This is a genomic window from Nocardia barduliensis (assembly GCF_013315795.1).
Classification (GTDB): Bacteria; Actinomycetota; Actinomycetes; order Mycobacteriales; family Mycobacteriaceae; genus Nocardia; species Nocardia barduliensis.
The window spans coordinates 36594-48776 of record NZ_JABLTE010000043.1 but is presented as its reverse complement, the minus strand read 5'-3'; the positions used below and the strand labels follow the sequence as shown (position 1 = coordinate 48776).

Genomic DNA, 12183 nt, shown 5'->3' with positions numbered 1-12183 from the left:
GTGACCGCCGCGTCCGCGACGAAGTCGCCAGCGGCGGTCACTCGGACGCGAGCCACAAGGGGGCCGCGAACACCCAGCGCCGCAGGCGCTGGAAAATAAACACAATGCGCATCGAGACGAGTGCTGGGCCGGCTGAGGTCGAACTCGAGCAGCCGCGCAGGCCCGCGTTCCTCCTGCTTCTCACGCATGGCGCTGGGGGCGGGGTGGAGGCGAAGGACCTGCTCGCGGTGCGTGACGCGGCGTTGCGGCTGGGTGGGGCGGTCGCGCGGGTGGTGCAGCCGTATCGGGTTGCGGGGCGGCGCGCGCCGGGTTCGGCGGTCAAGCAGGACGAGGCTTGGCTCGAGGTGGTTGCTCGGTTGCGCGGCCGCAAGCGCATTCCGCTGATCCAGGGTGGGCGCAGCAATGGGGCGCGGGTCGCCTGTAGGACGGCGGTGGCGGCGCGGGCGCGTGGCGTGCTCGCGTTGTCGTTCCCCCTGCATCCGCCGGGCAAGCCGGAGAAGTCGCGGCGGGACGAACTGCTCGCTCCCGGTGACATCGAAGTGGTGGTGGTCAACGGGGCCAACGATCCGTTCGGCATTCCCGATCCCGCCGACGCCGCCGAGGTTCGTGTCATCCCCGGCCAGCCGCATGCCTTCCGCGCGGGCTTCGATCTGATCGCCGAGACGGTCACCCCGTGGCTGGAGCGCTGGTCCTGAGTTTCGACGCTATTCGGCGGGCCGGGTGGCGATGACGAGGGCGTCGATGGCGTCGCCGGTTTCCGTCGGACGGTAGACGCGGTCGGCGATGCGCACGCGGATCCGGCTCGCCGCGGCCAGGGGGCCGAGGTCGGCGGCGATGTCGTCGGGGGTGAACAGGATGGCCGGGTCCTGTGGCCCGCCGCAGCCATCGGTGATGTTGGTGGTGTCGTGGCCGAGCACCAGCAGGGTGCCTTCCGGAGCGAGCAAGCCCGCCGCCGTGCGGACCAGAGCGCGGCGCTGCTCGGCGGGCAGGTGCAGGAACACCATCAAGACGAGTTCGAACGGTCCGGTGATCCCGGCCTCGTCGAGGTCGGTGACGTCGGCGCACTGCCAGGTGATGCGGTTGCGGACCGAGCGGGACAAGCGCGAGGCCACGGTACGGCCTTTGTCGATGCCCACCTGGGAGTAGTCGACGGCGTGCACCTGCCAGCCGTGCGTGGCCAGCCAGAGGGTGTTGCGTCCTTCGCCGCAGGCCAAGTCGAGGGCGCGGGGGAACTCCGGCGTATCGCCCTCGGGTGTGGCGGCTTGCAGCGGCGCACGGCGTTCCAACCCGTAGACGTGCTCGACCACGGTGTTGTTCGGCGGTGCGCCCCAGACCAATTCCGTTTGCGCGTAGCGCTCGTCCCAGTCGGCCGCATCCATGTCTCGAGTCTATTGATCGCGTGGCCCGCGCTCCCCGGCGTTGCTCGAGTTAGGCCGATACCTGCGACAGCCAGTGCACCGGCGTGGTCGAGCGCACGTGGATCAGCACGTCGAACGCGTCGGCGAGCGATGCGAGCCGGATATTCGCTTCGGCGTCCGCGGCCGGGTCGTAGACGCCGCTGATGGTGCGCAGCTTCGCGGGGCCGGTCAGCCAGCCGCGCACCGGCTCCGGCGCCGCGGCGTGCAGGTCCAGGTAGTACGCGGGCAGGTCGACCTCACCCAGTGTGGCGTCGACCAGGTCCGGCTGCGGGTCGGGCGCCACGGCCGCACCGAGGTCGCCGTGGTGGAAGCCGATGCCGACGGACAGGTATCGGTTACCGAGTCCAGCGCGCAGATGACTTCCGGCGCCGTGGAATTCGGCCGCGCCGAAGACGATCGGAAGATTGGTGGTGTGCGCCAACCCGTCCCAGTAGGCGATCTTCGCGCCGGTCGAGCGGTGCCATTCCAGCACGGTCTCGGCGGAAGGCCGTTCGTCCCGGGCGAACCCCTGGCTCGCGACGCTGTGCCGGTGGAAGTCGAGGATCAGTCGGGCGTGGGCGAGCGCTGTGGCGCGCTCCTTCGTGTCCGGCAATTCCGTGAGCAGGGCGAGGGCGTCTTCGGCGTGCTCGGCGAACGGGCGACCGGGATGGATGCCCTGGTGGCGCTGGACGTGCTCGTCGATTTGGTGCGCGGTACGGATCGGCGCGAGGTGCGCCTCGATCGCGGCGGACCGGTCGGGCGCCGCCCGTCGCGCGTAGTCCAGCACGGCGTCGTAGTCGCTCGGCTCGGCTCGGGGCGGTTCGATGCCGAAGATCCGCACCGGGTCTTGCGGATGTGCCAGGTTGTACGCGCGGATCCAATGCAACGCGGCCACCGATTCCTCGGTGCGCCATGGTCGCCAGGATCCAGCGAGCACCGTCTCCGGATCACTTTCACCCTCGGTGACGAACCGGTCCCAGCGTTCACCGGATCGCGCGCTGTCCTGAATCGCCAAGGCGCGGAAGCCGTGCCGTTCGACCAGTCCGCGGAAGATCCGTTCCCGCACACCGAAGGTCTGGCGGGAGAACCGCGTCGATTCGCCCAGCCCCACCACCGTTGCGGCGCCGAGCCGCGCGATCAAGGTGTCGAGATCCGGGCCAGCGGCGTCCGGATCGGAGCTGTCGATCGCGACGGCGTTGTCGCGCAGCCAGGCGCGGACGTCGGTGGTGGTGTCGAGCATGGTGCCTCCCGGAAACGTGAACGATCCAACGCGGGCCAGCCTCATACATGAACCTTTGTTGAGGTCAAGCGCCGCGTCGGATCGCCGGTCCCGGGGTTACAACGTCGTGCGCATCAGCAAGACGTTGTACTGGCTGTGCACCGTCGTGAGGAAGTACAGATCGCGCCCGGTCTGGTACGGAAAGATCGAGGGCGCGTAGGCGGTGGGCAATTCCCTGGTGTCGATCAGGACTTCCGGATCGCTCCACGGGCCGACCGGGGAGGACGCCCGCCGCATCACCACGGAATTGAACCGGTCGGTGGTGAGCGAAATGTATTGCCCGAGATACGCGTTGTACATCACCGAAAGTTCGCCGACGCCCCACATGATCGGAGCGGCGGCATTCACGTCGTTCTTGCGCCAGGCGCGGCCGTCCCAATATTCGTATTCGGCGAGATTCGCGATGTCCTGGGCGCGCACCCGGGCCACGTGCGCGGTGTGATCGCGTCCGGACCGGGTGCCGTATTCGTAGACGTATCCGCCGTCGGCGAGAAACGCGTTCATCTGGAAGTTGGCGTTGCCGCCCTCGTTCGTGCGCCGGGTTTCGGGCAGTTCGGCCCAGGTCTCGCCGTTGTCCCCGGAGACGGCGAGACCGGAGAAGTTGGTGCTCCACTGACCGACGTCGTCCCAGGTCTTCACCGACATCAAACTCATGTACTGCACACCGTCGACCGCGATGCCCGCGGTGGGTATCCGGCTGATCTCCAGGAACGGGATCTTCGGGCTGGGGATGAGGTCGCGCGCCTGACCGAACACGTCGCGCACCACGCTGTCGAAATAGATGCCCTCGGCGGGATCCTTGGTGTGGCTGCGCAGCAGGATATTGCTGCGCCAGGACCACATGCTGCCCGCGAGCAGATTCGGGAAGCCGACGCCCGCGGTATCGCCGAACGCGGTGAGCATTTCGCCGCGCCCGTTGTCCCACATGATGCCGAGATCGGTGCCGAGGACGTTATAGGTCTGGGTGTTGTTCGGGCTGGCCATGCCGGTCACCTGGAACACCGCTTTGGTGCGGCCGAGCAGATTCGGTAATCCGGTGGAGCCGTTGAGCACTGGAATCGGATTGATGGCGTTCGGGTTGGCGATGGCGGGCGTGGTCGCGGTGCAGAGCAAGGCCGTGACACCCGCCAGCGCCGAAAGTAGGAAGGATGCGGTCTTGATCACTGTCTGTGAGCCCTCCGGTTTCTTCCCGAGAGCGGTGCGAACCACGGACCTCACGCGATACACAGACCCTTCGCAGTGTGCCGTGCACCACTAGTCGACTGGCTGGCGAATCGTGCAAATGCTAGCAGCGGAACCGGTCGATGTGGGCCTTCTGTCACACAATAGCTAATTTACAGCTATCTAACGGGAGTGGCCGATCGCCTTCCGGAGGATCAAGGGGAGTTGGGTCGCGCGTTCGACGGCGAAGGTTCGCCGAGCGGATGCCTGCCACGACTTGTCGAACAGTCGCTTGGCGGCGGCGACGGCCTGCGGCGACCGGGTCGCGATGTGGTCGGCGAGTTTCTCGGCCTCGGCGAGCGGGTCTGCCGTCAGCTCGGTGACCAAGCCGATCTTCGCGGCGTAGGCCGCGTCCACGGTGTCCGCGGTCATCGTGAGCAGCAGGGCTTTGTCGATGCCGACCAACCTGGACAGCGTTGCCGCGCCGGTCATGTCCGGGACCAGGCCGTGCTTGGCCTCCATGACGGAGAACTCGGCGCCGGGGGTGGCGAAACGAAAGTCCGCGGCGAGCGCGAGCTGGAGTCCGCCGCCGTAGCAGCGTCCGTGTACCGCGGCGATCACCGGCACGGGCAGGCGGCGCCAAGCCCAGCACGCCTCTTGGAAGACATTGGTGCCGCGCCAGGGCCGCGGTACGAAGTTCCGCACGATCGCCAATGGATCGCTGGTTGCCGCCGCGATGTCCAAACCGCTGCTGAAACTGGGTCCGTTACCGGAGAGAATGACCGCGCGCACGTTGCCCCGCCGGGCTATGGTGCGCGCGCTGGCAACCAGTCCGCTAAGCATGTCGATGGTCAGGCCGTTGTGCTTGTCCGGCCGGTCGAGCGTGACGTACGCGCGGTGCTCGTCGAACCGCAATGCGATGTTGGTGCCCATCCGCATATCTTACTCGCGAGTCAGTTAGCGGGTGCGCGCTGTTGCCCGAGTGCTCGGGCTCTGCTCTAATCGAACGCAAGTTACCGTCAATGTTGACGGTTATGGAGCGGAGGACGCATGCTGCCAGCCGGAATGGACCCGAGGACGCCGGTGCTCGTCGGCGCCGGGCAGGTCGTACACCGACCGGACGAGCCGGGTCTACCCGGCCCGGTGCACCTCGCCGCCGAGTCCCTGCGCCGCGCGGGCGCCGACAGCGGGGTCGGTGACCGTCTGCTGCGCTCGGCCGACATGATCGCCGCCGTAGCCCCGGTCAGCCGTCCCTACGGCGACTTGGGTGCGCTCGTCGCCGCCGAACTGGGCGCCACCCCGAAACGGACCGTGCAGTCGGTGCGCTTCGGCGGCGACGCACCGCAGCGGCTGCTCAACACCGTCGCGCAGGCCATCGCCGACGGACGTGTGGACGTCGCCCTGCTCACCGGAGCCGAAGCGGTGTACTCCGGGAACGCCGCTGCCCGCACCGGCACCGCGGTGGACTGGCCGGAGCAGCCGGAGGACGCGGCCCCCGACGAGGTCGTCGGCTCCGATCGCGGGCCGAACTCGGACATGGAGACCGCCGCGGGCTTGTGGGGCCCGGTGTACTTCTACGCGCTCATGGAGACTGCGTTGCGCCGCAGGCTCGGGTCGAGCGAGGCAGCGCACCGCGAGCGGATCGGCGGACTGTGGGCGAGGCTGTCGCAGATCGCGGCGCGCAATCCGTATGCGTGGCAGCCCGCCGTGCACAGTGCCGCCGACCTCGTGACGCCCGCGCCCGCCAATCGAATGGTGTCGACGCCGTATCCGAAGCTGATGGTCGCGAACCTGAGCGTCGATCTGGGCGCCGGTCTCATCCTGTGCAGCGCGGCGGCCGCCGACGCCGCGGGCGTGCCGCGCGACCGGTGGGTGTTCCCGCACGGCGGCGCCACCGCGACCGACGAGTGGTTCGTCTCCGAGCGCGCCGACATGTCCCGCTCGCCCGCCATCGCGGCGGCGGGCAGAGCGGCGCTCGGTGCGGCGGGGATCGCGATAGACGATGTCGCCCACATCGACCTCTACTCCTGCTTCCCGGTCGCGGTGCAGATCGCCGCCGAGGAACTCGGTCTGCCGATCGACGACCCGGCGCGGCCGCTGTCGGTCACCGGCGGTCTCACCTTCGCCGGTGGGCCGGGCAACAACTACACGACCCATTCGATCGCGACGCTGTCCGCCATGCTCCGCGCCGACCCCGGCGCCTACGGCCTGGCGACGGCGCTCGGCTGGTACAGCACCAAGCACGGCGTCGGCGTGTACTCGGCCAGACCGCCCGCGCGACTGTTCCGTGCGATCGAAGCGGAAGTGCCGCGGGCGCGGCGCGAACCGGCGCCCGGCTACACCGGCCCCGCCACGGTCGAGGCCTACACCGTCGCCTACCGCAAGGGCCCTGCGCCGGAGCGTGCCGACGAGCCGGAAGCCGTTGTGGTGAGCGCACTGACACCGGAGGGGACCCGCATACTGGTCCGGGCGTCGGATGCCGGCACCCTCGCGGCGTTCACCGCGGGCGATCCGCTCGGCGCGGACGCCGAACTCGCCGCGGACTCGTTCACCCTGCTCACCGAGAGGAGCGCCCGATGAATGACCTCGTTCTTGTCGAGCGGCGCGACGCGATCACCGTCTTGACGGTCAACCGTCCCGAGGCGCGCAACGCGATCAACCTGGCCGCCGCGCAGGCCATCGAGGCCGCCGTCGACGAGTTCGAAGCCGACGACGCCGCGCGCGTGCTCGTGCTCACCGGCGCGGGCGGAACCTTCAGCGCCGGTATGGATCTCGTCGCGGCGTCGAAAGGCGAGATGCCGATGACGCAGCGCCGCGGTCCGCTCGGCATCTCGGCCCGGCCCCCGGCCAAGCCGATGATCTCCGCGGTCGAGGGTTTCGCGCTGGCCGGTGGTTTCGAACTGGCGCTGGCGGGCGACCTCATCGTCGCCGCCCGCGACGCGCAGTTCGGCATTCCCGAGGTCAAGCGCGGTCTGGTGGCCGCGGGCGGTGGCGTGCTTCGGCTGACCCAGCGGCTGCCGCGCAGCACGGCCGCCGAACTGGCGCTCACCGGCGGGCGTATCGGCGCCGAGCGGCTCTACCAGCTGGGTTTGGTCAACCGGGTCACCGAGCCGGGCGCGGCGTTGTCGGTGGCGCTCGAACTCGCTGCCGAGATCGCCGCCGCCGCACCGCTCGCGGTGGCCGCGAGCAAGCGCATCATCGACGAGTCGCCGGATTGGCCGGTCGCGGAGGCGTTCGTGAAGCAGGGTGAGATCGCCCTGCCCGCGCTGCTGTCCAAGGACGCCGCCGAGGGCGCGCTGGCGTTCGCGCAGAAGCGCGAGCCCCGGTGGCAGGGACGCTGAGGGGCGTGTCGCGACCGGTCCGGCAGCCGCAGGCGCAGCGCAGGGAGCGCATGCGCACGCGGCTGCTGGACGCGGCGGTGGACAGCCTGGTCGAAGTCGGTTACGCGGGCACGACCACGCTCGAGGTGCAGAAGCGGGCAGGCGTGCCGCGCGGAACGTTGCAGCACTACTTCCCGACCAGGGCCGATCTGCTGGCCGGTGCCGTCGAGCATGTGGCGCAGCGCCGTTTCGACCAGCTCACCAGCGAATTCGAGGCAATTCCCGATCAGGCGGACCGGCTGGAGACGGCCGTCGAGCTGACCATGCGGATGCTCAGCGGGCCGTCGTTCTGGGCGGCGCTGGAGATGTGGGTCGGCGCGCGCACCGACCCGGAACTGCGTGCGGCGTTCCTGCCGCTGGAAGTTCGCCTGTTCGAGCTGATGCACATCAGCATCCGCGACAGCTTCCGCCGCGAATTCCCGGACGACCCGCGGGTTCCGACGATCACCGAGTTCACCATCGAGATCATGACCGGCCTCGCCCTGCGGGTGCTGCTCACCGGGGACGCGAGCCGCAACCAGATCCTGCGGCACCGCTGGGGCAACGCCGTCCGTGTCCTGCTCGGCACGGCGGCCGCGGACACGCTGCTCGATCCGCCCGCGCCCTGAACCGGGCGGACGCCTACCGCGTGCGGTTGATCGTCTCGAGCAGGACCTGGGCGCAGCCGGCCGGATCGTCGAAGAACGGCGTGTGCCCGCTGCCGTGCAGCGTGACGTGCTCGGCGTGTGGCAGCGCGCTGCGCGCCTTACGGCTCTGGGTGGCATAGGTCAGCAGGATGTCGCGGCTGCCCCAGGCGATCGTCACCGGAATGTCGGCCAGAGCGCGGATTTCCGGCAGCCGGACGTCGGTGAACGAGGCGAGCGCTTCCTCGAATCCGGCCGACTCCACCGCGCCGATGGCGGTGTCCAGCGCGACCTTGCCGTCCAATGCCCACGGCTTGCCGAAGATCAGCGAGAGGAACGCGGTGCGCCCTGCGGCGGTACCCAGGACGGACGGCAGCGCGGGCCGCAGCACGCGCGCGAGCGCTCGTGACTTGCCCAGCGACTGCTGGCACCAGATCCGGCCCGCGGTGTCCCAGAATCCGATCGGCGAGTAGGCGGTGACGGAGCGGGCCAGCCCGCGGGCGCCGAGTTCGAGCGTGATCAGCCCGCCCATCGAATTGCCCGCCAGGTGCGGCCGGTCGATCCCTTGGGCGGCGAGGAATTCGGCGAGCGCGTCGGTGAGGTTGGGGACGGTGGTGTGCGCCAGCGGGTGCGTCGATCCACCGAAGCCGGGCAGGTCCACCGCGAACACCTCGTACGACGCCGCCAGGGTGTCGATGATCGGCTCCCACACCTGCCACCGGCTCCCGACCCCGTGGACCAGCACGAGCGGCTCACCCGCTCCGACGCGGTGATGGTGCAACGTCGTCATGCGCCAACCCTAACAGCAGTCACCTGTCGTCAGTTGGGATCACGGGGGTGTCGGAATCCGATCCGCCCAGGGCTGGCGCCGCGGGTGATCACCTCGGTACGATAATTGGTATGGCAACGCGTAAGGTCACCCTTTCGCTGGACGAAGCCGCCTGGTCCTACGCCGAGCAGGCGGCGGCTCGCGCGGGAATGTCGCCGTCGGCCTGGATATCGAAGGCCGCGCGACGGGAAGCCGTGCGCACCGGCGTCGGTCCGGTGTCGGATGTGACCGCCGAAGCCGCCGCCGACGCGGCCGAAATGGCGGCCGCCGAGGAGGCGATGCGTGCGTCGGGGTGAACTGTGGATCTACAACCCGCATGGTTCGCCGCGTCGCCGAACGGTCGTGCTCATCAGTAGCGACGGCATCAACGAATCGCCCCGCCCCTGGCTGATCGCGGCCGAGGTCATCGAGGACGATCCGCGCGACATTCTCGCGGTCCCGGTGCAGGATCACGGCTGGGTGCACGCCGGGAACATCGGGCGCATCTTCCGCGGGTGGCTGGCCGAGCGGGTGGACGTGGTGGACACCGACACCCTGGAGCGGCTCGACACCGCCTTGCGCGCCGCGATGGACCTCTGAACTCGATTCGCGTAACTCGTTGTCTCGCTACCTGTCCCGTGGCAAGGTGCCGCGACGACTACCGCTGGCCGCCCGCACGGCATTATGGTGGCCACGCCACCGCCGGTGGTCAGTCGAGGAAGAGGAGTCAGGTGCGGATCTGCATGATCGCCGCGGCGCTGATCGCGCTGCCGGTGCTCGCGGCATGCGGCAGCGACAAGGACACGGCGGCGCCCACGGTGACGCAGGCCGATCTCGCCAAGTCGCTGCAGGACAAGGGCCTCAAGAACAAACAACTGGCCGACTGCGCCGCGAAGGTGTTCGTCGACCAGGGGATCTCGCAGGCCGGACTGCGGATCATGATCAGCGACGAGTACGACACCAAGGCTCCCAACCAGGAGACGCTGGGGATGAGCAAGGAAGACGCGGACAAGGCGCGCTCGGCCAGCGGTCGCATCGCCAGCGAGTGCATGTCGGCGGCTCAGACGCGCTGACGGTGTAGGCGGCCGTCGGGAACAACGGCTCGGCCGGGACCCCACGATTCGCGTAGCGGCGCGGCGGAGCAGACCGTACGCTGTCGCTACGTCGACGCGGGAGTCGACCGGAAGCCGAGGATTCGACCGTGTCACAGCCGCCTTTCCCGACGTCGCCGAACCCGGTGGGATCGCCGACACCGCAACCGATTAGCCTTCCGCCCGCTGGTTCGTGCTGGGCGGTGCGCTGATCGCCCTCGGAATCATCGGCGGGATTCTGCTCGGGGCCTTCGGTTTCCTGCAGACCTCGGGCCGGATCGATGACTTCCAGCGGGTCGCGGTGCCCGGCTCCGGTGTAGTGAACCTGACGGAGTCCGGCGGGTACACCGTGTACTTCGAGTACCCGGGGGCGTCGTCGCACGGTACCTCCGGCACGGTCAACCTGCGGGTGCTCGACCCGGGCGGCAAGCACGTCGACTTGCAGAAGTATGACGCGAGCGTCACCTATTCCTTCGGCGCGCACGAGGGCCGGGCCGGGTTCTCCTTCCAGGCCGCCGAGCCGGGCGCCTACCGCGTGACCACGGCCGGTAGCTCCGAGGTGACGGTCGCCATCGGCCATGGCCTCGGTTCGTCGTTCGTCGGCACGCTGCTCGGTGCGCTCGCGCTGGGTTTCGGTGGCGTGGTGCTCGGTGTGCTCGTGCTAGTGGTGGTGGCGGTCAAGCGGAGCTCGGGTTCGCGCCTCACAGTGCGACGGTGATCTCGATTCGCGCGGCCGATCCCGCCTCCAACCCCTCCGCGACCCGCACCGCCTTCTTGACCGGCAGCACGTAGGTCGCCCGCGACTTATCCGGGAACAGCGAAGTGGACCACCGGCTGGCCCCGACGACCACGTGCACCCGCACCGCCCCGAACCCGCCCGAACGATGCGCGTACCGCTGCTCGATCTCGTCGGCCACGTCCTCGGGCAGCGAGACGAAATGCCAGGCGGCGTCCCCTTGGTGTTCCCACACTTCCGCCGTGAACGAGTACCGCGAACCAGCCACGCCGCGACTGTAGCGCCGGGCACCGACATCGCGGCGGCACCCCGGCCCTCAGTTCCGGTTTGCCGGTTCGAGCGTCACAGCCGCCTCCGAGAGGCGGGACCATGCGGAGTGGTCGGGCCAGTCGACCGCACGGTATCGAGTCGGGCGAAGCCCGGAGATCGGCGTGATGCCGGTGATCTCCACCGCGGTCCGGAACGGAACCATGAGCGTCTGCTCCATGTCCGCACGGACGAAAACGATGTAATCCGTCTCGGGCAGCGACGCGTGCACCCCTTCGCCCCACACCGTCAGCATCTGCGGCGGATCATCCTCCTCCTGTTGCCGCACCATGATGTCGGCGAAGAAGAGAGACGCGGACTCGTCATCCTCGTAGTCCCCGCCGAGGTCGTATTCCTGCTCCAGCCACTCACGCTGCGTTCCGTAGTTCGTGCAGGCCAGCAGCACACGGGCTCGGTCGACAGGGGGCGGCAACGGTTCGGTGATCGCCCGATCCAGTGGGACCACCACCCCGTTGTCGTCGACTGTGTAGCCCTGCGGTGAGAGGGGGCGGTCGGCTTCACGGACTTCCTGCTCCACGGTCCGATACAGATGCTCGAGCAGTTCCGGATCGCCCGGAGCGACGATCAACGACGTTTGATCCGGAATGAACGCCACCGGCCGGTGCCGGTAGCCGCTGGTGCACGCCGCCAGCCAGCCGGGGACCAGCAGCCACGACGGGAGATAGCTCGAGTCGTCGACCATGACGCGGACGATGGCATCCTCGTCGAACTCGGTGGTGACGACCGTTTCCGCGAGATTCCGCCGCGCGGCGTCGAATACCTCCTCGGCGTCGACGCCCCATTCGACCAGCTGCTCTTCTGCCGGGAGCCGGATCCGGCCCGGCTCGTCGATCGCCACCATCTCATCGATGAACGGAAAAGCAGGCCGCCGCAACCGGGGGACGGAATCTTCGAGCAAATACGTGCACGGCCGCAGAACGGGCCGCAACAGCGGACGGACCTCGTCCCAGCTCGACAGTGCCGGAGCCGGAGCGAGCATCGTGGTGACGAACCGCTCCACCTCAGGTCGTCGTTCCTCGGCAGCGAGATCCCGCACCTGATGGAAGATGTTGCCCAGATTGAGCACCATGTCGCCGTCGTATCGGATGACGAACTCGTCCGGGTCGTAGGTGACGCGGGTGGCGCCGGCCTTCATCATTTCCTGATAGACCTGCAACGCGAACTGCCGTCGCGCAGTCCGCTCATCGGGTATCGACATCCACACCTTGCCTTCGCGCCGCATCCGCTGACCCGTCCCGAAGGAGGATCACCATCCCCGTCGGGGCCGGAAATTTCCACGCTAACGTCCCAGCACCACCGTCCGGCATCCCCCTTTCCCACCTGTGAAAACCACATCGCCGGTCTCCTAGCGAGTCTCGCGGAGCCGCGCCGTTGCGGCTCG

The 12183-nt window shown here is 68.9% G+C and carries 15 protein-coding genes; 8 read left to right on the top strand and 7 right to left on the bottom strand.

Features of this window, described 5'->3' with window-relative positions; genetic code table 11:
* Positions 1-104 precede the first annotated feature (104 nt).
* Positions 105-695, top strand: coding sequence for an alpha/beta hydrolase family protein (locus tag HOV91_RS19870; RefSeq protein ID WP_174186897.1), 591 nt, complete (start codon positions 105-107; stop codon positions 693-695).
* A 9-nt stretch (positions 696-704) separates the two neighbouring features.
* Here the strand turns inward: HOV91_RS19870 and HOV91_RS19865 are convergent, their stop codons facing one another.
* From HOV91_RS19865 to HOV91_RS19850, 4 genes are all read right to left on the bottom strand, one after another.
* Entirely contained in the window at positions 705-1379 is a 675-nt protein-coding gene (locus HOV91_RS19865) for a class I SAM-dependent methyltransferase (RefSeq protein WP_174186896.1), read from the bottom strand.
* Between the two features lie 49 nt (positions 1380-1428).
* Positions 1429-2637, bottom strand: a complete 1209-nt coding sequence (locus HOV91_RS19860) for an erythromycin esterase family protein (RefSeq protein WP_174186895.1) — start codon at positions 2635-2637, stop codon at positions 1429-1431.
* Between the two features lie 96 nt (positions 2638-2733).
* Positions 2734-3840 carry a glycoside hydrolase family 183 protein gene (locus tag HOV91_RS19855; RefSeq protein ID WP_174186894.1) on the bottom strand — a complete coding sequence of 369 codons (1107 nt, stop codon included), beginning with the start codon at positions 3838-3840 and terminating at the stop codon, positions 2734-2736.
* 180 nt (positions 3841-4020) lie between these two features.
* Positions 4021-4770 carry a crotonase/enoyl-CoA hydratase family protein gene (locus tag HOV91_RS19850; RefSeq protein ID WP_174186893.1) on the bottom strand — a complete coding sequence of 250 codons (750 nt, stop codon included), beginning with the start codon at positions 4768-4770 and terminating at the stop codon, positions 4021-4023.
* 117 nt (positions 4771-4887) lie between these two features.
* Here HOV91_RS19850 and HOV91_RS19845 point away from each other — a divergent pair, with 117 nt between their 5' ends.
* The 3 genes from HOV91_RS19845 to HOV91_RS19835 are packed head-to-tail and all read left to right on the top strand — an operon-like array spanning position 4888 to position 7825.
* On the top strand, positions 4888-6417 hold the full coding sequence (locus HOV91_RS19845; RefSeq protein WP_174186892.1) for an acetyl-CoA acetyltransferase: 1530 nt from the start codon (positions 4888-4890) through the stop codon (positions 6415-6417).
* Entirely contained in the window at positions 6414-7178 is a 765-nt protein-coding gene (locus HOV91_RS19840; RefSeq protein WP_174186891.1) for a crotonase/enoyl-CoA hydratase family protein, read from the top strand. The genes HOV91_RS19845 and HOV91_RS19840 overlap by 4 nt, the downstream gene beginning before the upstream one ends.
* Before the next feature lie 5 nt (positions 7179-7183).
* Positions 7184-7825 carry a TetR/AcrR family transcriptional regulator gene (locus HOV91_RS19835; protein WP_312884709.1) on the top strand — a complete coding sequence of 214 codons (642 nt, stop codon included), beginning with the start codon at positions 7184-7186 and terminating at the stop codon, positions 7823-7825.
* A 13-nt stretch (positions 7826-7838) separates the two neighbouring features.
* Here the strand turns inward: HOV91_RS19835 and HOV91_RS19830 are convergent, their stop codons facing one another.
* Positions 7839-8630 (bottom strand): alpha/beta fold hydrolase, encoded by a 792-nt coding sequence (locus HOV91_RS19830; RefSeq protein ID WP_174186890.1) that lies wholly within the window; start codon positions 8628-8630, stop codon positions 7839-7841.
* A gap of 110 nt (positions 8631-8740) precedes the next feature.
* Between HOV91_RS19830 and HOV91_RS19825 the strand changes: the two genes are divergently transcribed.
* The 4 genes from HOV91_RS19825 to HOV91_RS19810 all read left to right on the top strand — a co-directional run bounded on the left by HOV91_RS19825 (position 8741) and on the right by HOV91_RS19810 (position 10457).
* A complete protein-coding gene (locus tag HOV91_RS19825; RefSeq protein WP_043734104.1) occupies positions 8741-8965 on the top strand; it encodes a hypothetical protein in 225 nt (74 codons plus the stop codon).
* Positions 8952-9248, top strand: a complete 297-nt coding sequence (locus HOV91_RS19820; protein WP_174186889.1) for a hypothetical protein — start codon at positions 8952-8954, stop codon at positions 9246-9248. The genes HOV91_RS19825 and HOV91_RS19820 overlap by 14 nt, the downstream gene beginning before the upstream one ends.
* A gap of 143 nt (positions 9249-9391) precedes the next feature.
* Positions 9392-9721 (top strand): hypothetical protein, encoded by a 330-nt coding sequence (locus HOV91_RS19815; RefSeq protein WP_217440791.1) that lies wholly within the window; start codon positions 9392-9394, stop codon positions 9719-9721.
* Between the two features lie 211 nt (positions 9722-9932).
* The gene (locus HOV91_RS19810; protein ID WP_174186888.1) at positions 9933-10457 is read left to right on the top strand and encodes a hypothetical protein; all 525 of its coding nucleotides are present in this window, start codon (positions 9933-9935) and stop codon (positions 10455-10457) included.
* Here HOV91_RS19810 and HOV91_RS19805 read toward each other — a convergent pair.
* Complete coding sequence (locus HOV91_RS19805; RefSeq protein WP_174186887.1) at positions 10441-10743, bottom strand: DUF1905 domain-containing protein; 303 nt, start codon at positions 10741-10743, stop codon at positions 10441-10443. The genes HOV91_RS19810 and HOV91_RS19805 overlap by 17 nt on opposite strands.
* Before the next feature lie 48 nt (positions 10744-10791).
* Positions 10792-12000, bottom strand: a complete 1209-nt coding sequence (locus HOV91_RS19800; RefSeq protein ID WP_174186886.1) for a DUF1444 domain-containing protein — start codon at positions 11998-12000, stop codon at positions 10792-10794.
* Between the last annotated feature and the right edge of the window lie 183 nt (positions 12001-12183).

Coding starts and splice junctions, on each gene's coding strand:
- HOV91_RS19845 (WP_174186892.1), top strand. CDS start 4,888: ATGCTGCCAGCCGGAATGGACCCGAGGACGCCGGTGCTCGTCGGCGCC.
- HOV91_RS19800 (WP_174186886.1), bottom strand. CDS start 12,000: ATGTCGATACCCGATGAGCGGACTGCGCGACGGCAGTTCGCGTTGCAG.
- HOV91_RS19850 (WP_174186893.1), bottom strand. CDS start 4,770: ATGGGCACCAACATCGCATTGCGGTTCGACGAGCACCGCGCGTACGTC.
- HOV91_RS19825 (WP_043734104.1), top strand. CDS start 8,741: ATGGCAACGCGTAAGGTCACCCTTTCGCTGGACGAAGCCGCCTGGTCC.
- HOV91_RS19830 (WP_174186890.1), bottom strand. CDS start 8,630: ATGACGACGTTGCACCATCACCGCGTCGGAGCGGGTGAGCCGCTCGTG.
- HOV91_RS19860 (WP_174186895.1), bottom strand. CDS start 2,637: ATGCTCGACACCACCACCGACGTCCGCGCCTGGCTGCGCGACAACGCC.
- HOV91_RS19865 (WP_174186896.1), bottom strand. CDS start 1,379: ATGGATGCGGCCGACTGGGACGAGCGCTACGCGCAAACGGAATTGGTC.
- HOV91_RS19815 (WP_217440791.1), top strand. CDS start 9,392: ATGATCGCCGCGGCGCTGATCGCGCTGCCGGTGCTCGCGGCATGCGGC.
- HOV91_RS19870 (WP_174186897.1), top strand. CDS start 105: ATGCGCATCGAGACGAGTGCTGGGCCGGCTGAGGTCGAACTCGAGCAG.
- HOV91_RS19840 (WP_174186891.1), top strand. CDS start 6,414: ATGAATGACCTCGTTCTTGTCGAGCGGCGCGACGCGATCACCGTCTTG.